This window comes from uncultured Albimonas sp., assembly GCF_963977235.1.
Classification (GTDB): domain Bacteria; phylum Pseudomonadota; class Alphaproteobacteria; order Rhodobacterales; family Rhodobacteraceae; genus Albimonas.
Map to the genome: position 1 here is coordinate 1 of NZ_CAXBOD010000069.1, position 21,753 is coordinate 21,753.

18 protein-coding genes are annotated in these 21,753 nt (G+C 72.2%); 6 read left to right on the forward strand and 12 right to left on the reverse strand.

Annotation, left to right across the window (positions count from 1 at the left end; all coding sequences use genetic code 11):
* Positions 1-243: 243 nt before the first annotated feature.
* From AAC134_RS20670 to rsmI, 4 genes are all read right to left on the reverse strand, one after another.
* A complete protein-coding gene (locus tag AAC134_RS20670; protein ID WP_339951103.1) occupies positions 244-1,761 on the reverse strand; it encodes a YifB family Mg chelatase-like AAA ATPase in 1,518 nt (505 codons plus the stop codon).
* A gap of 109 nt (positions 1,762-1,870) precedes the next feature.
* Complete coding sequence (gshB, locus tag AAC134_RS20675; RefSeq protein WP_339951105.1) at positions 1,871-2,824, reverse strand: glutathione synthase; 954 nt, start codon at positions 2,822-2,824, stop codon at positions 1,871-1,873.
* Between the two features lie 154 nt (positions 2,825-2,978).
* Positions 2,979-3,386 carry a YraN family protein gene (locus AAC134_RS20680; RefSeq protein WP_339951107.1) on the reverse strand — a complete coding sequence of 136 codons (408 nt, stop codon included), beginning with the start codon at positions 3,384-3,386 and terminating at the stop codon, positions 2,979-2,981.
* Between the two features lie 55 nt (positions 3,387-3,441).
* Positions 3,442-4,410, reverse strand: coding sequence for a 16S rRNA (cytidine(1402)-2'-O)-methyltransferase (gene rsmI / locus AAC134_RS20685; protein ID WP_339951109.1), 969 nt, complete (start codon positions 4,408-4,410; stop codon positions 3,442-3,444).
* Positions 4,411-4,480: 70 nt separating this feature from the next.
* Between rsmI and AAC134_RS20690 the strand changes: the two genes are divergently transcribed.
* The 3 genes from AAC134_RS20690 to murJ all read left to right on the forward strand — a co-directional run bounded on the left by AAC134_RS20690 (position 4,481) and on the right by murJ (position 10,366).
* On the forward strand, positions 4,481-5,764 hold the full coding sequence (locus AAC134_RS20690; protein WP_339951111.1) for a penicillin-binding protein activator: 1,284 nt from the start codon (positions 4,481-4,483) through the stop codon (positions 5,762-5,764).
* A gap of 132 nt (positions 5,765-5,896) precedes the next feature.
* Positions 5,897-8,677, forward strand: coding sequence for a [protein-PII] uridylyltransferase (locus tag AAC134_RS20695; protein ID WP_339951113.1), 2,781 nt, complete (start codon positions 5,897-5,899; stop codon positions 8,675-8,677).
* Between the two features lie 114 nt (positions 8,678-8,791).
* Entirely contained in the window at positions 8,792-10,366 is a 1,575-nt protein-coding gene (gene murJ, locus AAC134_RS20700) for a murein biosynthesis integral membrane protein MurJ (protein ID WP_339951137.1), read from the forward strand.
* A 19-nt stretch (positions 10,367-10,385) separates the two neighbouring features.
* On the opposite strand, the gene AAC134_RS20705 is transcribed toward murJ, so the two are convergent.
* Positions 10,386-11,036, reverse strand: coding sequence for a rhomboid family intramembrane serine protease (locus AAC134_RS20705; protein ID WP_339951115.1), 651 nt, complete (start codon positions 11,034-11,036; stop codon positions 10,386-10,388).
* 133 nt (positions 11,037-11,169) lie between these two features.
* On the opposite strand from AAC134_RS20705, the gene trpS reads away from it, so the two are divergent.
* Together trpS and AAC134_RS20715 are read left to right on the forward strand one after the other, a co-directional pair.
* Positions 11,170-12,246, forward strand: a complete 1,077-nt coding sequence (trpS, locus tag AAC134_RS20710; protein WP_339951117.1) for a tryptophan--tRNA ligase — start codon at positions 11,170-11,172, stop codon at positions 12,244-12,246.
* 195 nt (positions 12,247-12,441) lie between these two features.
* On the forward strand, positions 12,442-13,020 hold the full coding sequence (locus AAC134_RS20715) for a septation protein A (protein WP_339951119.1): 579 nt from the start codon (positions 12,442-12,444) through the stop codon (positions 13,018-13,020).
* An 81-nt stretch (positions 13,021-13,101) separates the two neighbouring features.
* Here AAC134_RS20715 and AAC134_RS20720 read toward each other — a convergent pair whose 3' ends face one another.
* The 4 genes from AAC134_RS20720 to ccmC all read right to left on the reverse strand — a co-directional run bounded on the left by AAC134_RS20720 (position 13,102) and on the right by ccmC (position 15,873).
* Positions 13,102-14,190: a calcium-binding protein gene (locus AAC134_RS20720; RefSeq protein WP_339951121.1), complete on the reverse strand. Its 1,089-nt coding sequence runs from the start codon at positions 14,188-14,190 to the stop codon at positions 13,102-13,104.
* A 179-nt stretch (positions 14,191-14,369) separates the two neighbouring features.
* Complete coding sequence (locus AAC134_RS20725) at positions 14,370-14,936, reverse strand: DsbE family thiol:disulfide interchange protein (protein ID WP_339951123.1); 567 nt, start codon at positions 14,934-14,936, stop codon at positions 14,370-14,372.
* Complete coding sequence (gene ccmD, locus AAC134_RS20730; protein ID WP_339951125.1) at positions 14,933-15,097, reverse strand: heme exporter protein CcmD; 165 nt, start codon at positions 15,095-15,097, stop codon at positions 14,933-14,935. The genes AAC134_RS20725 and ccmD overlap by 4 nt, the downstream gene beginning before the upstream one ends.
* Entirely contained in the window at positions 15,097-15,873 is a 777-nt protein-coding gene (ccmC, locus tag AAC134_RS20735) for a heme ABC transporter permease CcmC (RefSeq protein WP_339951127.1), read from the reverse strand. The genes ccmD and ccmC overlap by 1 nt, the downstream gene beginning before the upstream one ends.
* Before the next feature lie 354 nt (positions 15,874-16,227).
* Between ccmC and AAC134_RS20740 the strand changes: the two genes are divergently transcribed.
* Positions 16,228-18,723, forward strand: coding sequence for an FAD-dependent oxidoreductase (locus AAC134_RS20740; protein ID WP_339951129.1), 2,496 nt, complete (start codon positions 16,228-16,230; stop codon positions 18,721-18,723).
* Between the two features lie 302 nt (positions 18,724-19,025).
* On the opposite strand, the gene AAC134_RS20745 is transcribed toward AAC134_RS20740, so the two are convergent.
* The 3 genes from AAC134_RS20745 to AAC134_RS20755 are packed head-to-tail and all read right to left on the reverse strand — an operon-like array spanning position 19,026 to position 21,580.
* Positions 19,026-20,003 (reverse strand): threonine/serine dehydratase, encoded by a 978-nt coding sequence (locus AAC134_RS20745; protein WP_339951131.1) that lies wholly within the window; start codon positions 20,001-20,003, stop codon positions 19,026-19,028.
* A gap of 24 nt (positions 20,004-20,027) precedes the next feature.
* The gene (locus tag AAC134_RS20750; RefSeq protein ID WP_339951133.1) at positions 20,028-20,900 is read right to left on the reverse strand and encodes an alpha/beta hydrolase; all 873 of its coding nucleotides are present in this window, start codon (positions 20,898-20,900) and stop codon (positions 20,028-20,030) included.
* The gene (locus tag AAC134_RS20755) at positions 20,894-21,580 is read right to left on the reverse strand and encodes a haloacid dehalogenase type II (RefSeq protein ID WP_339951135.1); all 687 of its coding nucleotides are present in this window, start codon (positions 21,578-21,580) and stop codon (positions 20,894-20,896) included. The genes AAC134_RS20750 and AAC134_RS20755 overlap by 7 nt, the downstream gene beginning before the upstream one ends.
* Positions 21,581-21,753: the final 173 nt, after the last annotated feature.

Sequence of the window (21,753 nt, forward strand, 5' to 3'; positions counted from 1 at the left end):
GGCGGGCGCGAAGGCCGCGCCCTGGCCCGGCGCTCCCTCCCCCCGCCTCCCGGGCGCGCATGGCGCGGACGCCGCGGCCGAGGTCGGCTCGCCGGCCAGTTCCGGTTCGCGAGATCCAGTGCACACGCTCCCCCCCTTTCGCGCGAAACGACAGGCGCGCGCCCCCTGGCGGCGGCCGGGGGCCGGTGGGTGGGAGGCCGCCGACAGGGGGCGCGGGCCGGGCCAGGCGCGCCCCAACTCCGGTCAGGAAGCGGCCAGCATCCGTCGATAGCCGATCGCCTCGGCCACGTGCGGCCGCAGCACGCGCGGCGCGTCGTCCAGATCCGCGATGGTGCGCGCGATGCGGATCGCGCGCGAATGCCCTCGCGCCGAGAGCTGCAGCTTCTCCGCCGCCCGGCCCAGCAGGTCCTGCGCCTCGGCGTCCATCTCGGCCGCCGTCTCCAGCGTCGAGCCCTCCGCCTGGGCGTTCAGCCGGACAGGAGCGCCCAGGCTCCGGTAGCGGTCGGATTGCACATCGCGGGCCCGCGCCACCCGCTCGGCGACCGCGGCGCTCGGCTCGCCCTTCGGCAGGCGGATCAGGTCGGCGGCCGAGGTCGCCGGCGTCTCGACCACCAGGTCGATCCGGTCCAGCAGCGGCCCCGAGATCTTCGCCTGGTAGTCCGCTCCGCATTTCGGGGCGCGCGAACACGCCCGCCCCGGCAACGCCAGATACCCGCAGCGGCAGGGGTTCATCGCCGCCACCAGCTGCACGCGGCATGGATAGCGCACGTGGGCGGCGGCGCGGCTGACGGTGATCGTGCCCGACTCCAGCGGCTGGCGCAGCTGGTCCAGCACCCCGCGGTCGAACTCCGCGATCTCGTCGAGGAAGAGGACGCCGTTGTGCGCCAGGCTGACCCGCCCGGGCCCCGCCTTGCGCCCGCCTCCCGTGAGCGCCGCGGCCGAGGCGGAGTGATGGGTCTCGATGAACGGCCGGACCCGGCTGAGCCCCTCTTCGGCGAAGGCATGGGCGACCGAGCGGACCATGCTGACCTCAAGCGCCTCCTGCGCGGACATCGGCGGCAGGATCCCCGGCAGACATTTGGCGAGCATGGATTTTCCGACGCCCGGCGGACCGATCAACAGCAGGTTGTGACCGCCGGCCGCCGCGATCTCCAACGCGCGGCGGGCCTTTTCCTGGCCTTTCACCTCGACGAGGTCATGGGTCCGCAGCGCCTGTCCGTTCATCTCGGCGGGCTTGGGCCGCGACAGCGCCTGGCGACCGGTCATGTGGTTGACCAGCGCCACCAGGCTGGCCGGCGCCGCGATCTCGGCGGCGTCCACGATCGCGGCCTCGGGCCCGTTCTCGAGCGGACAGACCAGCGCCTTGCCCGAGGCCGCCGCCTGCACCGCGGCGGGCAGCACGCCGGGGACCGAGGCGATGCGCCCGTCCAGCCCCAGCTCGCCCATCGCCAGCATCTGCGCGGCTTCCTCGGCAGGGACCATCTCCATCTCCGCCAGCAGGGCGATGGCGATGGGCAGGTCGAAATGCGCGCCCTCCTTGGGAAGGTCGGCGGGGGCGAGGTTCACCACCACCCGCTTGTTGGGCATCGCCACGCCCATCGCGGTCAGCGCCGCGCGGACCCGCTCTCGCGATTCCGCCACGGCCTTGTCGGGCAGGCCGACCACCTGGAAGCTGGGCGTGCCGGGCGAAAGCTGGCACTGGACGTCGATCTCGCAAGCCTCGACGCCCTGGAAGGCCACGCTGTAGCACCTGGAAACCATCGTCGCGCTCCCGCTTGTCGGCAGGCGCGATCAGACAGGGACAAGGTTAATCGCGACTTAAGGCGGGGGGACGGCCTTAGGTTTGCTGAAGTGCCGCGCGCCCCCGGCCTCAGCGTGTCGCGGCGGCGCGACGAACCTCGATCGCCTCCCAGAACTTCGCGGCGATGTTGACGCCGTCGAAGCGCTCGAGCTCCTGCATGCCGGTGGGCGACGTGACGTTGATCTCGGTCAGCTTGCCGCCGATCACGTCGATGCCCACGAACAGCTGGCCGCGCTCGCGCAGGGTCGGGCCGATGCGGCGCGCGATCTCGAAGTCGGCGTCGTCGAGCTCGCATTTCTCCGCCCGGCCGCCGACATGCATGTTCGAGCGGGTCTCGCCCTTCTGGGGGACGCGGTTGATCACGCCGACGGGCTCGCCCTCGATCAGGATCACCCGCTTGTCGCCCTTCTCGACCGCCGGCAGGAAGGCCTGGGCGATCAGCGGCTCGCGGTTGATGCCGCTGAACAGCTCATGCAGCGAGGCGAGGTTGCGGTCCGACTGCGGCAGGCGGAACACCCCCGCGCCGCCGTTGCCGTAGAGCGGCTTGAGGATGATCTCGCCATGCCGCTCCTTGAAGGCGCGCAGGTCCGCGAGGCTGCGGGCCACCATCGTGGGCGGCGACAGGTCGGCGAAGTCGAGCACCAGGATCTTCTCGGGGCAGTTGCGCACCCAGAACGGGTCGTTGATCACCAGCGCCGAGCCCTTCAGCCGCTCGAGCATGTGGGTGTTGGTGACGTAGGACATGTCGAAGGGCGGGTCCTGGCGCAGCAGCACCACATCGAGGGTGGAGAGGTCGACGCTGCGCGCCTCGCCCAGCTCGAAATGGTCGCCACGCTCGCGACGGACCTTCAGCGGCCATCCGGTGGCCTTTACCCGACCCTCCTCCCAGGTCAGACGGTCGGGGGTGTAGAAGAACAGCTCGTGTCCGCGGGCCTGCGCCTCCTCCGCCATGCGAAAGGTGGTGTCGGCGTCGATGTCGACGCCCTGGATCGGATCCATCTGGATCGCCACGGAAAGGCTCATGCCCGAAGTCTCCCGGCCGGCGCGCGAGGAATTGCGCGGGCCGGACAGTCGCCCCGCCTCTGGGCGGCGTCAAGCGCCCCCGAGGGTCAGGGAGGCGACGCGCCGGTCGCGTTCGCGCGAGCCGCAGGACACGCGGTCGGGCGCGGACGCCCGGTCAGAAGAACGCATTCTCGACGATCTCCATGCGGCCGTCGCGATCGAAGGCGGCGAGGTCGAAGCGGCGGTCGGCGCCCGAGGCCCCGGCGATGTCGAGGAAATGCGTCGCCGCCATCTCCAGCCTCCGCAACTGAGCGGGTTTCACGGCCTCCCCCGCCTCGAGCAGGGTGCGGCGTGACTTCACCTCGACGAAGGCGAAGGTCCCCTCGCGTTCGAGGACAAGGTCGAGCTCCCCGTTTCCATGCATGCGGTCCGCGCGCCAGTTGCGCGCGGCCAGCCGCCAGCCTGCCGCGAGATAGCGCCCGAGCGTCCGGTTCTCGGCCGCGCGGCCGACGTGGCCGGCGGTTCGCCCACGCAGGCGGCGACGGCCGGGTTCGGCGGCGGGACGGCTGGGGGTCGGGGGCATCGCGTCTCTCCCTTCGGCTGGGCCCCGGGATAGCGCGACACCGGTTGACGAACCGTTAGCGCCCGCGCGCCAGGGCCCGGGCGTAGACGTCCTTGCGGGGCAGGCCGGTCGCGGCCTGCACCTCGCGGACCGCATCTTTCAGGCTCATCGAGCCGAGGGCGTCGTCCAGCATCGCGTCGAGCGTCTCGTCGTCCGGTCGGCCGGCGGCGGGGGCGGGGGGGCCGACCACCAGAACCACCTCGCCGCGCGGGTCGTCCTCGCCGGCCAGGGCCTGCGCCAGCTCGCCCAGGGGGGCGCGGCGAACCTCCTCGAAGCGCTTGGTCAGCTCGCGGCAGAGGGCGGCCTCGCGCTCGGCCCCCAGGGTCTGGGCCATGTCGGCGAGCGCCGCCGCCGCCCGCCGGGGGCTTTCGAGGAACACCAGCGTCGCGGGTATGGCCGCGAGCTCGGCCAGGAAGGCCCGGCGCGCGGCCGAGCGGGGGGGCGGGAAGCCGGCGAACAGGAACCGGTCGGTCGGCAGGCCCGCGAGGCTGAGCGCGGCGAGCACCGAGCTGGGGCCGGGGGCGGTCGTCACCGGCAGGCCGGCGCGGGCCGCGTCGCGCGCCAGCTTGTAGCCCGGATCGGCGATCAGCGGCGTGCCCGCGTCCGAGACCAGCGCCACGCTTTCACCCACTTCCAGCCGCGCGAGAATCGCCGGGCGGGCGGCGTCGCCGTTGCGGTCGTGGTAGGCCAGAAGGGGCCGGCCGCGCAGCGCCACGCCGTGGATCTCCATCAGCCGGCGCAGGCTGCGGGTGTCCTCGGCCGCCAGCGCGTCCGCCCGCGCCAGCACGTCCAGCGCCCGCAGGGTGATGTCGGCCGCGTTGCCGATCGGAGTCGCCACCAGGTGCAGGCCGGCAGGCAGCCGCGGCGCCGCGTCGGGGCCCGCCAGGCCGGCCGGATCCGCGTCCGCCCGCGCCCCCGCCTCGTCGGCCGGAGCGTCGCCTCCTCGCCGAAGCTTCGCCTTTCTTGCGCCTGTGTTTGCGCTCATAGTTCCTCGCCGTCGCCCGGGCCGCCGCCCGTGCGGCGCACGGACGAACGGAACATTGCAGGAGGTCAACATGGGCGAGGCGCTTCGTGAGCACAACGCAGGCCGCGCGCCGGACGCGGTCGGACGCAGAGGCCGCTCCGGGGTCACGCTGACCCGGGCGCTCGCCGTCGCCGCGCTCGCCGCGCTCGCCGCCTGCAGCAGCAACGACCGGGGCGAGCGCGCCTCGGGCCCGGCGCGCACGACGGGCCAGACCGCGACGCCCGCCGGGCCGCAGCCGGGCGAGGGCGGACAGGTCGACCTCTCGGGGCCGGCGCGCGTCGCGCTGCTCGCCCCGCTGACCGCCCCCGACGCCGGGGCCGCCGCCGCCGCGCGGGACATCGAGGACGCCGCCCGGCTCGCCATCGCCGAGGGCGCGGGGGACGCCGTGGCGCTCGACATGCGCGACACTGCGGGCGACGCCGCGACGGCCGCCTCGGTCGCGCAGGCCGCCGCCGCGGCCGGCGACGCGCTGATCCTCGGCCCGCTTTACGGCGCCAACGCCGACGCCGTGGGCCGCGCGGTCGCCTCTGCGGGGCTGAACGTGATCGCCTTCTCCAACACCCCCTCGGCGGGGGGCGGCAACGTCTGGGTCGCGGGGCTTCTCGCCTCGTCGGAGACCGACCGCATCCTCGCCCACGCCGCCCAGCAGGGCTGGACCGGCGTCGGCCTCTACCACCCCGAGACGCCGCTTGGCCGGGTCGCCCGCACCGCCGCCGAGCAGTCGGCCTCGCGCCACGGAATCGCGCTGTCGCCGGTGATGGCCTATCCGCGCAGCTTCGAGGGCATCCAGGACAGCGCCGTGGCCTTCGACGCGTCCTTCGAGGGCTCCGGCGCCATGACGGTGCTGCTGCCCGACGAGGGCCAGGGCCTGCAGGCCGCGGCCTCGTTCATGCGCTACCACGGCATCGGCATGCGCACGCCGATCCTGGGGATGGGCGGCATGGCCGACCCCGAGCTGCAGCGCGACAGCTCGCTGTCGAACGCGCTCTACGCCGGGCCGGACCCGGCCGCGATGGCCGACTTCGCCGCCCGCTTCCAGGCCGCCTACGGCCGGGCGCCGGGCAAGTTCGCCTGGCTGGGCTATGACGCCGTCGCCGCCGCCGCGCAGATGATGCGCGCCGGGCGCGCCTCGGGCGACGATCGTCCCTTCGGCCTGCAGGAGATCACCGATCCCGGCGGCTTCCGCGGGCTCGGCGGACCCTGGCGCCTGACCGCCGACGGGCTGAACGTGCGCGCTCTCGCCGTGTTGACGCCGGCGTCTTCGGGCCCCCAGGTGGTGGCGCCCGCCACGACGCCCACCGCACCCGGTTCCTGACGAGAGACCATGGCCTCACGCAAACCCGCCCCCGAGCCCGCCGCCTTCCCTCGTGCGGCGGCCGCCCGCGGCGCCCCCCGGCGCCGCATGGCGCCGCCTTCTCCGGAAGACCAGGGCGGCGGGACGGACGGGATGCTGGTCAGGCCCGCCGCGGAGATCCTCGATCCCGCGGCGACTCTGGTCCGCCTGGGCGAGGCCGCCGCCGCAGCCCAGGCCGAGGGCAAGGGCCGCGACGGCATCCGCGCGGCCTGCGCCGACCCGCTGCGCGAGGCGCTCGACGCCGGCCACGCCGCGATCCGCGAGGCGCTCGAGGAGCGGCCCTGGGCCGGCGCCTCGACCTCTCGCTCGATCGCCTGGCTGACCGACGAGGTGGTGCGCCTGGCGCTGGAGGTCGGGCTGCGCTGGCTGCACCCCAATCCCAACCCCACCGAGGGCGAGCGCCTGGCGGTGCTGGCGGTCGGCGGCTACGGCCGCTTCGAGATGGCGCCCTATTCCGACGTCGACCTGCTGTTCCTGACCCACTGGAAGCAGACGCCCTGGGTGGAATCCCTGGTGGAATCCGTCCTCTATCTGCTGTGGGACCTGCGGCTGAAGGTCGGCCACTCCACCCGCACCACCGAGGACTGCCTGCGGCTCGGCAAATCCGACATCACCATCCGCACCTCGCTGCTGGAGCAGCGCTTCATCTCCGGCGACCGGCGCCTGTCCGACGACCTGCAGGACCGCCTGTGGGACGAGCTTTTCTCGCGAACCGGGTCCGAGTTCGTGGAGGCCAAGCTCGACGAGCGCGCCGACCGCCACAAGCGTCACGGCGGCTCGCGCTACGTGGTCGAGCCGAACGTGAAGGAGGGCAAGGGCGGCCTGCGCGACCTGCAGACCCTGTGGTGGATCGCCAAGTATCTCTACCACGCCCGCTCCCCCTCCGACCTCGTGGAGAAGGGCGTGTTCTCGCCCGACGAGATGGCGGTGTTCTCCGAGGCCGAAGCGTTCCTGTGGACGGTGCGCTGCCACCTCCACTACCTCTCGGGCCGCGCCAACGAGCAACTCAGCTTCGACATGCAGGTCGAGGTCGCCCGCCGCCTGACCTTCGAGGACCGGCCCGGCCAGTCCTCGGTCGAGCGCTTCATGCAACGCTATTTCCAGCACGCCACCGCGGTGGGCGAGCTGACGCGCGTGTTCCTCGCCGCCCTCGAGGCGCGCCACGTCAAGAAGCGCCCCTCGCTGGGCGGCATCGTGAAGGCCTTCCGCGGGGTCGGCGGGCGCAACGCGCCGGGACCGTTCGAGATGCTCGACGGCCGCATGACCGTCCCCGACGAGAGCGTGATCGTCGACGACCCGCTCAACATCCTGCGCCTGTTCGACGAGGGGCTGCGCACCGGCGCGCTGATCCATCCCAACGCCATGCGGATGATCGCGGCCAACCTCGACCTGATCGACGACGAGCTGCGCGCCAGCCCGATCGCCAACCGCATCTTCCTGCACATGCTGGTCGACAGCGGCGACCCCGAGCGCGCCCTGCGTCGGATGAACGAACTGGGCGTGCTGGGCGCCTTCATCCCCGAATGGGGCCGCATCCACGCGATGATGCAGTTCAACATGTATCATCACTACACGGTCGACGAGCACACCATCCGCGCCGTCTCGATCCTCAACGGCATCGAGCGGCGCCGCCTGGTCGAGGACCTGCCCGTCGCCTCGGGCATCCTCGAGCAGGGGGTGGACCGCACCTCGCTCTATGTCGCCCTGCTGCTGCACGACATCGGCAAGGGGCGGGAGCAGGACCACTCCGAGGTCGGCGAGGAGATCGCGCGCGAGCTCTGCCCGCGGCTGGGTCTGGACGACGCGCAGACCGACACGGTGTGCTGGCTGATCCGCCACCACCTGCTGATGTCGGACGTGGCGCAGAAGCGCGACATCTCCGACCCCGTCACCGTGCGCGCCTTTGCCGACGAGGTGCGCACCCCCTCGCGGCTGAACCTGCTGCTGGTGCTGACCGCCTGCGATATCATGGCCGTGGGCCCGGGCGTGTGGAATAACTGGAAGGCGCAGCTTCTGCGCACCCTGCACCGCCGCACCCGCGAGGCGCTGACCGGCGGCGCGGCCGGCGTCTCGGGCGTCGACCGCCTGCGCGAGGCGCAGGACGCCCTGCGCGCCTCCCTGCTTTCGGACGGCTGGACGGACGAGGCGATCGACGCCGAGATCGACCGCCACTACGTGCCCTTCTTCCTGTCGACCACCGCCGAGACGCAGCGGATCTTCGCGCGGCTGGCGCGCGACAGCGCCGGGGACGATTCCGCCGTGGCCTCCGACTTCACCCAGGACGAGAGCCGCGACGCCACCCGCGCCTGCTTCCACCTCGCCGACCATCCGGGGCTGTTCTCGCGCCTGGCAGGCGCGCTGGCGCTGGCCGGGGCGGACGTGAAGGACGCGCGGATCACCACGACCTCGGACGGGTATGCGAACTCGGTGTTCTGGATCCAGGACGGCGACGGCTCGACCTACGAGACCGCGCGCCTCGACCGGCTGCAGACCATGGTCCGCCGCGCCCTGATGGGCGAGGTGGTGGCGCGCGAGGCGCTCAAACCCAAGCGCAAGGTCAAGAAACGCGAGAGCAAGTTCCGCCTCGCCACTCATGTGACCTTCGACAACCACTCGTCGGACATCTACACGGTGATCGAGGTCGACACCCGCGACCGCGTCGGGCTGCTTTACGATCTGACGCGGGCGCTGGCCTCGGCCAACATCTCGATCCACTCGGCGATCATCGCCACCTACGGCGAGCAGGCGGTGGACGTGTTCTACGTCAAGGATCTGTTCGGGTTGAAGATCACCTCCGCCGGCAAGATGAAGACCATCGAGACCCGCCTGCGCGCCGCCATCGAGGCCGCCGCCCCCGACGACGGCGAAGGCTGAACCATGCCGCACACGCGTGACGAGGGCGCGGCGCCGCCGCCGCCCGGAGACCCTGCGTCCGACCGCCCGGCGGCGAGCCCGCCCGGCGGCGCCAAACGCCCTCCGGCCCGGCTGATGCGGGCTTTCGCCACGGTCGGCGGCTGGACGATGTTCAGCCGCATCCTCGGGCTGGTGCGCGACGTGATGATCGCCGCGGCGCTGGGCGCGGGCCCGGCCGCCGAGGCCTTCGTCGCCGCCTTCACCCTGCCCAACCTGTTCCGCCGCTTCTTCGCCGAGGGCGCGTTCAACACCGCCTTCATCCCCATGTTCGCCCGCCGCCACGAGACCGACGGCCCCGACGCCGCCCGGGCCTTCGCCGAGCAGGCGATGGCCGCCCTGACCACGGTGCTGCTGCTGGTCACCGGGCTTGCGCAGGTGGCGATGCCGTTCCTGGTGCTGGGGCTGGCCTCGGGCTTTGCGGGGGACGCGCGCTTCGACCTCGCGGTCGAGTACGGGCGGATCACCTTCCCCTACATCCTGTTCATCTCGCTCGCGGCGCTGTTCTCGGGGGTGCTGAACTCGATCGGCAAGTTCGCCGCCGCCGCCGCCGCGCCGACCCTGCTGAACGTGATCCTGATCGGCGCCATGCTGGTCGCCCAGTGGGGCGTGTTCGAGGGGCTCGAGGGGCCAGGCGACCCGCCGGGCTATGCCGAGGGGCTCTGCGCCTCCTGGGGGGCGGCGATCGCGGGGGTGGCGCAGCTCTGGCTGGTCTGGCGCGCGGCGAGCCGGGCGGGCATGTCGATCCGCCTGCGCCTGCCGCGCCTGACGCCCGAGGTGAAGCGGCTGGCGATCATCGCCTTTCCCGCGGCGCTGGCCGGCGGGGTCATGCAGATCAACCTGGTGGTGGGGCGGCAGGTCGCCTCGTGGTTCGACGGGGCGGTCGCCTGGCTCTACTACGCCGACCGGCTCTACCAGCTGCCGCTGGGCGTGATCGGGGTGGCCATCGGCGTGGTGCTGCTGCCCGAGCTGTCGCGTCGCCTCTCGGCGGGCGACGAGCCGGCGGTGCGCGAGGCGCTCGGCCGCTCGACGGAGTTCGCGCTGGCCCTCACGCTGCCCGCCACCGCGGCGCTGGTGACGATCCCCTGGCCGCTCGCTTCGGTCCTGTTCGGCCGCGGCGCGTTCGAGGCCGAGGACGTGGCCGCCACCGCGCTTGCGGTCGCGATCTACGGCGCCGGCCTGCCGGCGTTCGTGCTCCAGAAGATCGCCCAGCCGATGTTCTTCGCGCGCGAGGACACGCGCACGCCGTTCAACTACGCCCTTGTCGGGCTGGCGGTGAACGCGGCGGCGGCCATCGGGCTTGCGCCCTTCGTGGGCTTCGCCTCGGCGGCGCTGGCGACGACCCTGGCGGCCTGGGTCAACTTCCTGCTGCTGTGGCGCGGCGCGCGCGCCCGCTTTGGCGAGGAGGCCCGCCCCGACGCCCGCCTGCGCGCCCGCACGCCGCGGATCCTGCTGGCCTCGGTGGCGATGGGCGGGGCGAGCTGGGGCCTGGCCCGCCTGCTGGCCCCCTGGCTCGAGACGCCGGGCCTGCGCTATCTGGCGCTGGCGGCGCTGATCCTGGGGGCGCTGGCGATCTATTCGGTGCTGGTGGTGGCGCTCAAGGGCGTGGTGGTCGGGGACCTGAAGGCCGCGATGCGCCGCGGCAAGCGCTGAGGGCGCGGTGCCCCGCCGGTCAGGCCCTGGGCACCGCGATCCAGGCCGCGACCCAGCCGGCGACAAAGCCTCCGAGGTGGGTCTGCCAGGCCAGCATGCCCCCCATCGCCACGGCCAGGATCACGTTGATCAGCACCAGCGCCCCGATCGAGCCCAGGAACGCCCGCATCGACCCCTGTCCCGGCCGGCGGGTGATGAAGGCGAACTCGGCGTATTTCAGCACCCCGATCAGCCCGAACACCACGCCCGAGGCGCCCACCATCGGCGCCTCGGCATGGGACATCAGCCCGTAGCCAAGCGAGCCGCCCACCGCCGTCACCCCGAAGAACACGAGGTAGAGCGGCACGCCGAAGATCCGCAGCACCAGCAGGCTCAGCCCCAGGAAGGCGGCGGAGTTCATCAGCAGGTGCGTCATCCCCCCGTGCAGGAAGGCGTAGGTGAGGAAGCTCCACCACACCCGCATCGGCGTCGGCTCGCCGGCCAGCAGCCGGTCGAACCACGGGTCGAAGAACGAGAACATCGCGTAGGTTTCATAGCGCAACTGCGGCGCCAGCACGCCCAGGTCCGAGAGCTGGAAGACCAGCTCGATCGCCGCGAACACCCCGGCGATGGCGAACGCCACCTGGCGGTGGATCGTCAGCACGGGCGGCAACGGGGGAAACTGGAACATCGAACCTCTTGATCTGGTCCAGGGCGCGTCCCCGACGCGGCGATGACCCGCGCGGACGCCCCGCTGAGCGCGTCTTGACCCTGTCCCGTCGCCGGCCGCATAAGGCCCGCGCCGCCGCAGGAGGACAGCAGATATGACCCCGACGCAAGAGGCGCACGGCGCCGAGACCGAAGGCCGCGATCATCCGCGCCGCGTCTTCTCGGGCGTTCAGCCCACCGGCAACCTGCACCTGGGCAACTACCTCGGGGCCGTGAAGCGCTTCGTCGAGATGCAGGACGAGGCCGCCAGCCTCGGCGGCGAGACGATCTACTGCATGGTCGACCTGCACGCGCTGACCATCAACCCCGACCCCGCGGCCCTGCGCAAGGCGACCCGCGAGCTGGCGGCGGCCTTCATCGCCTGCGGTCTCGACCCCGACAAGTCGATCCTGTTCAACCAGTCCCAGGTCCAGGCGCATGCCGAGCTCGCCTGGGTGTTCAACTGCGTCGCGCGCGTGGGCTGGATGAACCGGATGACCCAGTTCAAGGAGAAGGCCGGCAAGAACCGCGAGGCGGCCTCGGTCGGCCTCTACGCCTATCCGGTGCTGATGGCCGCCGACATCCTGTGCTACCGCGCCACCCACGTGCCGGTCGGCGAGGACCAGAAGCAGCACCTCGAGCTGACCCGCGACATCGCCGCCAAGTTCAACCTCGACTACGACCGGCCCGGGTTCTTCCCCCTGACCGAGCCGCTGATCGAGGGCGTGGCCACCCGCGTGATGAGCCTGCGCGACGGCTCGAAGAAGATGTCCAAGTCCGACGCCTCGGACATGAGCCGGATCAACCTGACCGACGACGCCGACGCCATCGCCCAGAAGATCCGCAAGGCCCGCACCGACCCCGAGCCCCTGCCCGAAACGGTCGAGGGCCTGGCCGAGCGTCCCGAGGCCCGGAACCTGGTGGGCATCATGGCCGCGCTCTCCAACCGCTCGGCCGAGCAGGTGACGGCCGAGTGGGCCGGCAAGCCGTTCTCGGAGTTCAAGCCCGCGCTCGCCGACCTCGCGGTCGAGAGCCTGGCCCCGATCGCGGCCCGGATGCGCGAGCTGAACGCCGATCCGGGCCATATCGACGCCGTGCTGGCCAAGGGCGCCGACCGGGCCGACGCCATCTCCGCGCCCATCGTCGACGAAGTCTACGACGTCGTCGGCCTGCTGCGCTCCCGCGCGCGTTGAGCCGGCGGGCGGCGCGGTCGGCGGGTGATTCTCCGCCGACCGCGCCGCGGCGGCCTGGTCAGTTCCGTTTCAGTACGGTATCGTAAGGTCATCTTGCCGCGCCCCCCGCCGGGAGCGGGGCAATTGCGGCGGCGACGGGCGCATTCGCGCCAGCGGCGCCTTCACCTCGCCTTCCCCATTGGCTAGAGCGTATCCATGGACACACAGCCAAAGCCGCTCAACCCCCTGGTGAAAGCCGCGCTCGAGTTCGGGCCGCTGGTGTTGTTCTTCGTGATCTACCAGCGCTCGGACATCTTCACCGCCACGGCGGTGTTCATTCCGGTGATCCTGGCCTCGCTGGGCGTGTCGTGGTGGCTCAGCCGTCACGTGCCGCGGATGGCGGTGGTCACGGCGGTCGTGGTGGTGGTGTTCGGCGGCCTGACGCTCTGGCTGCAGGACGCGACCTTCATCAAGATGAAGCCGACCATCATCAACGTGCTGTTCGCGGGCGCGCTGGGCTTTGGTCTGCTGCGCGGGCGCAGCTACCTCAAGGACCTGATCGGCGCGGCGATGCCGCTGACCGACGAGGGCTGGATGGCGCTGACCAAGCGCTGGGCGCTGTTCTTCCTGTTCATGGCCGTGCTGAACGAGGTCGTCTGGCGCACCCAGACCGAGGAGTTCTGGGTCACCTTCAAGACCTTCGCCTCGCCCGCGATCACCTTCGCATTCATCATGACCCAGTTCGGCCTGATCAAGAAGCACGGCATCGAAGGCTCGGGCCCCGACGGCGCCTGAACCCGCCGACAGCGGCGCGGACGCAAAAGGCCCGGACGGCAACGCCCGGGCCTTTTGCGTCGGCGGCGCCGGCGAGCCGGCTCAGAAGAACGGGATCGTGCCCTCGTCGACGGCGGTGATCTGGTTGTCGCGGATGTCGTCCAGGTCGACGTCCTTGAGCAGGACCTTGCCCGTCTCGGTGCGGAACAGCACGCCCTTGCGGGTCTGCTCGGCAAAGTCGCGGAACGCCTCGACGCTGTCGTAGTAGACGTCGCGGTCGAAGCCGATGCGGTCGCCGCGGCCGAAATCGTGGATCACGGTGTTCCCGGTCCCCGCCTCGTCGGACATGAAGAACTTGTCGCCGCCGCCGCCGCCCCACAGGTCGTTGCGCCCCAGCGAGGAGATCATCGAGTCCACGCCGCCGCCGCCGCGCAGCTCGTCCTTGCCGCCCTGGCCGATCATCACGTCCTTGCCCGCGCCGCCGAACAGCAGGTCGTCGCCCGAGCCGCCGATCAGCCAGTCGCGGCCCTCGTCGCCCTCGAGCCGGTCGTCGCCGCCCTGACCGTAGAGCTTGTCGCCCGCGGCCTTGCCCTGCATCTTCGCGCCGGGATGGGCGTCGCCGCGCAGGTGGTCGTCGCCGCCGCCGCCCTTGATCGTGTCGCGGCCGCCGCCGCCCGAGATCTCGTCGTCGCCCCCGCGTCCGAACAGCTTGTCGTTCCCGCCCGAGGACACCAGCCGGTCCGAGCCGCCGCCCACGTCCAGCTCGACGTCGGCGAAGCCGTTGTTCTGGGCCTTCTGCAGGACGATCAGCTCCTGCCGGCCGGCGAACAGCTCCCGGGTCGAGGAGGCCAGCAGATCGGTGACCGAGGGCGCGGTCTCGTTCTTGAAGCTCCAGGTCACGGTGAGCACGCGGTTCTCGAAGCCCAGCAGGAAACTGTCGGGCGAGGCGGCGAGCGCGGCGTCGTACCACTCGGGCGGCAGGTCGCCCTCGAACTCCGGCGGCGGGCCGGGGAAGTCGGCGCAGAGGAAGGTGGTGACGCGCGCGCCCTCGTCCCAGATCAGCAGGCCGGGCGCCGGGCCGACGGTCGGCAGGCCGGTCGGCGCGCCGGAGACGGAGAGGATCGGCGTCCCTCCCGGCGTCAGATCGACGTCGGCCGTGCCCTTGATGACGACGGATACCCGGTGAACCATGCTGCTCTCTCCAATCGCGGCGCGGCGGCCGCCAGATGCGCCGCCCCTGTATCGGAGGGCGAGCGTGATCGGCGCGTGACCGTGGCCGCGGCGGAGGGAGCATGACGCAGCGCCATTTCATGGACCGAGAGAGCATTCCGAGATTCGGCCGGACCGCTGCGCGGGAGGGCCGAGGCGGATCAGCCCTCGGGCGGGGTCCAGCCGGCCTCGCGCAGGGCGGGCAGGATCCGACGCTCGAGGTCCTGGTTCTGGATCGGGCCGACGTGCTTGTGGACGATGCGGCCCTGACCGTCGATCACGAAGGTCTCGGGCACGCCATAGACGCCCCACTCGATCCCCGCGCGGCCGGTGGTGTCGGCGCCGACGTTGGCGAACGGGTCCCCCAGGTCCTGCAGGAAGCCCAGCGCCGCGTCACGGTCGTCCTTGTAGTTGATCGAGTCGATCTCGACCCCCATCGCCTGCAGCTTCATCAGCTCGGGGTGCTCGACCCGGCAGGGGCCGCACCAGCTGGCCCAGATGTTGACCAGCTTGACGCCGGGCCGGTTGAGCAGCTCGGTCGTCAGGCGCGGCTCGCCCGGGCGCAGGCTGGCGAGGTCGGTCTGCGGGACCCGCTTCTCGATCAGGGCGGAGGGCAGCGCGTCCTGGTCGCGGCCCAGCATCGACCACGAGAGCGCGGCAAGCGCCAGGAAGGCGACCAGCGGGATCAGCGCCCAGAGGCGGCTGCGCTTGGGGGCGGGATCGGTCATGGGGCCCTCCGGCGGCGGGGGTGACGGGCCTCGAGCCGCTCGAGCTCGCGGCGGGCCCGGCGGGAGGCGCGGATCGAGGCGCCGACCAGCAGCGCCACGATCGCCAGCGTCCCGAGGTAGGACCCCAGGATATAGGGCGCGTAGGGGCCGAGATCGGGCATCACGCGGCGCCTTGCGAGGGCTGCGCGGGGGCCGGCCCCTCGCCGGACGCGAGGCGGATGGCCCGGGCGCGGCGCAGGCGTATCTCGGTCCGGGTGCGCAGCAAAAGGAGGGCGAGGAACAGCAGGAAGAAGCCGACGAGGCTGAGCACCAGCGGCCGCCAGAACACGTCGGCGACGTTGGTCTCGCGGTCCAGCGACAGCGAGGCGCCCTGGTGCAGCCCCTGCGCCCAGAAGATCACCGCGTAGCGCGAGACGATGGCGAAGACCGAGCCCACGAGGCACAGCACCGCGGTCAGGTCGGCGGCGGCGTCCGGATCCTCGATCGCCGCCCACAGCGCGATGTAGCCGGCGTAGAAGAACAGCAGGATCAGGAAGGCGGTCAGCCGCGGATCCCAGGCCCACCAGGTCCCCCACATCGGCTGCCCCCAAAGGGCGCCGGTGACGATGGCCGCCAGCGTCATGCCCGCCCCGATCGGCGCCGCGGCCTTGGCGGCCAGCGCCGAGACATGGTGGCGGCGGATCAGCCAGATCAGGCTCATGATCCCCATGAAGGCGTAGACATTGATCGCCAGCGTCGCCGCGGGGACGTGGATGTAGATGATCTTGACGGTCGCGCCCTGCTGGTAGTCGTCGGGGGTGAAGAAGAACCCCCAGACCAGGCCCCCGGCCAGCGCGGCGGCCGCGGCGGCGGAGACCCAGGGCAGCAGAGCCCCGCTCAACCGCATGAAGCGGGCGGGGTTGGCGAAGTCCCAGATGGATTTCGGCCAGATCGACATGGCCGGTTGGTTAGCCGCTCCGGCGCGCGCGGGCAATGCGGCCTTGGCGCCCGGCCGCTCACGATGGCGCGGGGGCGGGCGGGAGGAGGCGCCGCGTCGGGCCGAGCGCCCGGCGCGGGGGGGTCCGCCCGCGGCGCGGATCCGGCGCGGCGCCCGGGACGACGGGGGCCCGGGATCGCGGTCGCGGCGGCCTCGGGCAGGCGTTCGGGAGGCGGGCGTCGTCCCGGCGCCCCTGCGACGCGGTCCCGCGCGTCGCGATCCGACCGGCTTGCGTCGCCCCTTCGCCCCCGCGCCCCTCGCGGGGGCGCTAGAGGTGTGCGCTGAGACGGGGCCGGGCACGAGGAGATCCCAGCAATGAAGACGCAGGCGCGGGCGGTCGTGGTCGGCGGCGGAGCGGTCGGGGTCTCGATCGCCTACCACCTCTCGAAGGCGGGGTGGGAGACGATCCTGCTCGAGCGGGACGAGCTGACCTCCGGCTCCACCTGGCATGCCGCGGGCCTGCTGCCGCTGTTCAACATGAGCTACGCGGTCGGGCACATCCACGACTACTCGGTGAAGTTCTACAAGGGGCTGGAGGCCGAGACCGGCCTGAACCCCGGCTTCTATCAGGTCGGCAACCTGCGCATGGCCCAGACCGACGCGCGGATGGACGAGTACCGCCTCTATGCGTCCACCGCCGAAACGGTGGGGGTCGAGGTCGAGTGGATGACGCCCGCCCAGATGGCCGAGCGCTGGCCGCTGGTGCGCGCCGACGACCTCAAGGGCGGGATCTTCCACCCCGGCGACGGCTACATCAACCCGGCCGACGTGACCCAGGCCATGGCCAAGGGCGCCCGCCAGCACGGCTGCACCATCATCCGCAAGGTCCAGGTCGACGGGTTCGAGCGGCGCAACGGCGAGTGGGTCGTGAAAGTCGCCCACATGGTCGAGAAGGGCGGCAACCTGGTCCCCTCGGGCGAGACCTCGGAGATCGTGTGCGAGCATGTGGTCACCGCCACCGGCAACCATGCCCAGCGCACCGCCGCGATGATCGGCTGCTACATCCCCGCGATGCCGGTCGAGCACCAGTACATCGTCACCGAGCCCGACCCCGCGCTGGTCGACTACCGCAAGACCGGGCCCGAGCACCCGGTCCTGCGCGACGCCGACGCCAAGTGGTACGTGCGCGAGGAGCGCGGCGGCTGGATCCTCGGCCCCTATGAGCGCAACGCGCCGGCCTGGGCCAAGTTCGGCGTGCCCGAGAGCTTCCGCGCCGACCTCCTCAAGCTCGACCTCGAGCGGATCGAGGAAGAGTACATGTCGATGATCCACCGGATTCCGTCCTCGGAATCGGTGGGGCTGAAGGACGACTACAACGGCCCGATCTGCTACACGCCCGACGGCAACCCGCTGGTCGGCCCCGCGCCGGGCGTGCCCAACTTCTGGTTCGCCGAGGGGTTCTCGTTCGGCATCACCGCGGCGGGCGGAACCGGCCACTACCTCGCGCAGATGATGACGCAGGGGGAGGCCGAGATCGACATGTGGTCGCTCGACCCCCGCCGCTACGGCAAGTGGGTGAACCGCGAGTATGCGGCGCAGAAGAACGAGGAGTGCTACGAGCACGTCTACATCCTCCACCACCCCGACGAGGAGCGTCCGGCCGCCCGCCCCCTGCGCACCGCCCCCTGCTATGCGCGTCTGAAGGCCGCCGGCGCCCGGTTCGGCGCGGTGAACGGCTTCGAGCGGCCGAACTACTTCGCGCCCGAGGGCTTCGACGACCACGACGCGCGCAGCTTCCGCCGCGGCGGCTGGTGGCCCTACGCCGAGAAGGAGGCGCGGCTGGTGCGCGAGGGCGTGGGCCTCTACGACGCCTCGGCCTTCGCCAAGACCCGGATCAAGGGACCTGGCGCTGCGGCGTTCCTCGACTGGCTGACCTGCAACAAGCTGCCCAAGACGGGGCGCATCAACCTGACCTATGCGCTGACCGACGCGGGCACCGTGCGCACCGAGGCGACCATCGTGCGCCTCGCCGAGGACGACTTCTATGTCGTCACCGCCGGCGCCGCGCAGGCCTACGACTTCGACTTCTTCGAGAAGGAGGCTGCGGCCAAGCGCGAGACGCTCGGCTGGATCGAGGTGCACGACATCACCACCCAGTGGGGCGTCTTCGCGCTGGCCGGGCCGAAGTCGCGCGAGGTGCTGCGCGCGCTGATCGTGGACGCGGATCCCGCGACCGCCCTGTCGAACAAGCGCTTCCCCTGGCTCTCGATGCGCCAGATCGACCTCGGCATGGTCCCCACGATGGCGATCCGCGTCGCGTATACCGGTGAGCTCGGGTATGAGCTGCATCACCCCATCGAAATGCAGACCCATCTGTTCGACGCGCTGGTCAAGGCCGGGGAGCCCCACGGCATGGGCTTCTTCGGCGCCCGCGCCCAGAACTGGATGCGTCTGGAGAAGAGCTACCGCGCCTTCGGCTCCGACCTCGGGCGGGACGCCAGCCCGCTGGAATCCGGCCTCGATCGCTTTGTGGACCTGACCAAGGACTTCAAGGGCAAGGCCGCGATGGAGGCCCGCGGCGTGCGCTCGAAATGCGTCACCGTGCTGATGGACGGCCCCGAGGGCGCCCTCGCCGCCGATCCCTGGGGGCGCGAGGGCCTGTTCGCGGACGGCAAGGTGGTCGGCCGCCTGACCTCGGGCGGCTGGTCGGTGGCGCTGGGCCGGCGCATCGGGCTGGGCTACGTGACGCCGGAGCTGGCGAGCCCGGGCACGAAGCTGCAGGTCCGCATCCTGGGCGACCTCTACGACGCCGAAGTGGTCGAGGATTCGCCTCACGACCCGGAGAACGCCCGCCTGCGCCTCGACGGCTGAGGCGGCGACCGCCGCCTGCCGGACGCGAAAAAGGGGCGGCGTCCCCCCAAGGACGCCGCCCCTTCTCCCTGTCCGCCTCGGTCCCCACGACCGGACGAACGCACCGGATCCGCCTCCGTTCCGCCTCGAGACACGAGGCTGGGACGGACCCGACGCCGCCGCGCTTCCGCGGCCCCGCGCCATTCCTGACTGTCTTTCCCCTTGGAAGGACGCAGGGCCCCCGGCCGCGCTGCAAGAGCCACACACCCTCACCGCGTTCGGTGAATCAGGGATGCCCGATTCGGTGTGACTCGAGCGTGATACTATCCGCCCGACCCCTCCAGAGCCTGCGCGAACACCGCCCGGTCGACGTTGCCCCCGGTGGCGAGGCACAGCACCGCCTCGCCCGACAGCTCCTCGGGACGGAACAGGGCGGCGGCCAGCGCGGCCGCGCCGCCCGGCTCGATCACGATCTTCAGCCGCTCGAAGGCCTGCGCCATGGCGTCCAGACACTCCCGGTCCGAGACCGCGATCCCCGGCCCGGCGAGCCGCGACAGGATCGGCCAGGTGATCTCGCCCGGCGCCGGCGTCACGATCGCGTCGCAGAGCGAGACGCGCCCCCCCGTGGCGGGCGTCCGCGCGCCGACCTCCAGCGAGACCTTCCAGTCGTCGTAATCCTCCGGTTCGACCGGGCGGACGCGCAGGCCCGGCGCCTCGGCCTGCAGCGCGAGCGCGACGCCCGACGAAAGCCCCCCGCCTCCGGTGCAGACCAGGACGTCGGCCTCGCGCACCCCGGCCTCGGCGGCCTGCTCGGCCAGTTCCAGCCCCGTCGTGCCCTGGCCGGCGATCACCATCGGCTCATCGTAGGGGCGCACCAGGGTCAGGCCGCGCTCTTCGGCGAGGCGGGCGCCGATCTCCTCCCGGCTCTCGGAATAGCGGTCGTAGGTGATCACCTCGGCGCCGAATGCGGCGGTGTTGGCAAGCTTCAGCTTCGGCGCGTCGGCGGGCATCAGGATCACCGCGGGGATCCCGTGCAGCTTGGCGGCATAGGCCACGCCCTGCGCGTGGTTCCCCGAGGAATAGGCGAAGACCCCGCGGGCGCGCACCTCGGGGTCCAGCGCCGAGATCGCCGACCAGGCGCCGCGGAACTTGAAGCTGCCGGTGTGCTGCAGGCACTCGGCCTTCACCAGCACGCGGCGCCCAGCGATCTCGTTGAGGAACGGGCTTTCGAGCAGCGGCGTGCGGCGAACCACGGGGGCGAGCCGCGCGGCGGCGGCCCGGATGTCGGAGATGTCGACCACGGGGATTCCTTCGGGAGGGAGGGCTCAGCCGGCCTTGGCCAGCAGCGCGTCGATCGCCTCGACGCATTCGGGCTCGTCCAGCAGGGGAACGTGGGCGCGGTCGGGGACCGTGACCAGCGTGACATGGGGCGAGACCTCGGCCATCCGCGCGGCCGTCGCGCCCGAGAGGATGTCGGAGTTCGCGCCCCGCAGCACCAGCACCGGCCCCTGCGCCAGCGCCCCGAACAGCGGCCAGAGGTCGGGCGCCTCGCCGCCCCCGGCGATGTGTTTCTCCAGCGCCGCGCCCTGCTCGGCCAGCGCCTCGCCCAGGCGCAGGTCGTATTTGAAGGCGAGGCCCTCGGGCGTCTCTTCGGCCACGGCTTCGGCGATGCGCCGCCAGTCGGCCTCGCTCAGCGTCGGCGCCCCGGCCTGGCCGTCGGCCTGCAGCGCGGCGGCCAGCTCGTCCAGCGTCCGCGCCGCGGGCGGCTTGCCGACGTAGCCCTTGATCCGGTCGAGGCCCGCCTGGTCGATCTCGGGCCCGATGTCGTTGAGGACGGCCGCCGCGATCCGCCCCGGCGCGATCACCGCCGCCAGCATGGTGATCATCCCCCCGCGCGAGGTCCCCAGGAACACCGCCCGCTCGATCCCGAGGTGGTCGAGCAGCGCCACCGCGTCCGCCGTCTCGGTCGGCAGGTCGTAGGTGGCGGGGTCGGCGTAGTCCGAGACCCCGCGCCCCCGGCTGTCGAGCCGGATCACCCGGCGCGTGGGCGACAGGCGCGCGGCCACCGCGTCGAAATCGGCGTGGTTGCGGGTCAGCCCCGGCAGGCACAGCACCGGCAGGGCGCCCTCGCGCGGGCCCTCGTCGACAAAGCCCAGGCGGGTCCCGTCAGGGGCGTCGAAAGACTCGATCTTCACCATTCGGCGGCAAGCTCCGGGATCTCGGTCAGGTCGGAGGCCACCTTGTGCGGCCTCCAGGGAAGGCGGTCCATCGGGTCGCCGGCGCGGTTCACCCAGACGGTGCGAAAGCCGTAGCCCGCGGCGGCCGCCGCGTCCCAGCCGTTGGAGGACACGAACAGCACCTCGCGCGGGGTGCGCCCGAAGGCATGGCCGACGAGGTCGTAGACCACGCGCGCCGGCTTGAACACGCCCACGCTCTCGACCGAGAGCATCTCGTCGAGCAACTCGCGGATCCCGGCCGAGGCCGCCGCCCCCTCCAGCATGGCGGGCGAGCCGTTGGACAGGATCGCCGTCTCCAGCCCCGCCTCCTTCAGCGCGCGCAGCATCGCGGGAACCTCGGGATAGGCCTCGAGCCCGAAGTAGAGGTCGAGCAGCGCCTGCCGCTCCCCCTCCGCCACGCCGCCAGCCGCCTCGATTGCGAAGTCGAGCCCGTCCTGCGTGACCTGCCAGAAATCCGTGTGCACGCCCGCGGTGGCGCGCAACCAGGAGTACTGGAGCTGTTTCAGCCGCCACAGTTCGGCGATGCGCGGCCACTTGCCGGCGAAATCCTCGTGTCCCGGCCGCTCGGCCAGCCGCCGGGCGGCCGCCGCGACGTCGAACAGCGTGCCGTAGGCGTCAAAGACGCAGGCGGCGATGGCCATCGGTATCCTCCCACCCCGTTGCGGGCGCGCGGAGCATCGCCTGCAACCCCCTTCCCACGCAAGCCGCCGCGCTCGGCCCCGCCCGGCCAGGCGCCGCCGCCGCCCGGCCCGGGGTCCTCGCCGAGCGCCTGTTCTCCGGAGCCGTCCGTCGCTGATGCCGATCAGAGCGACTC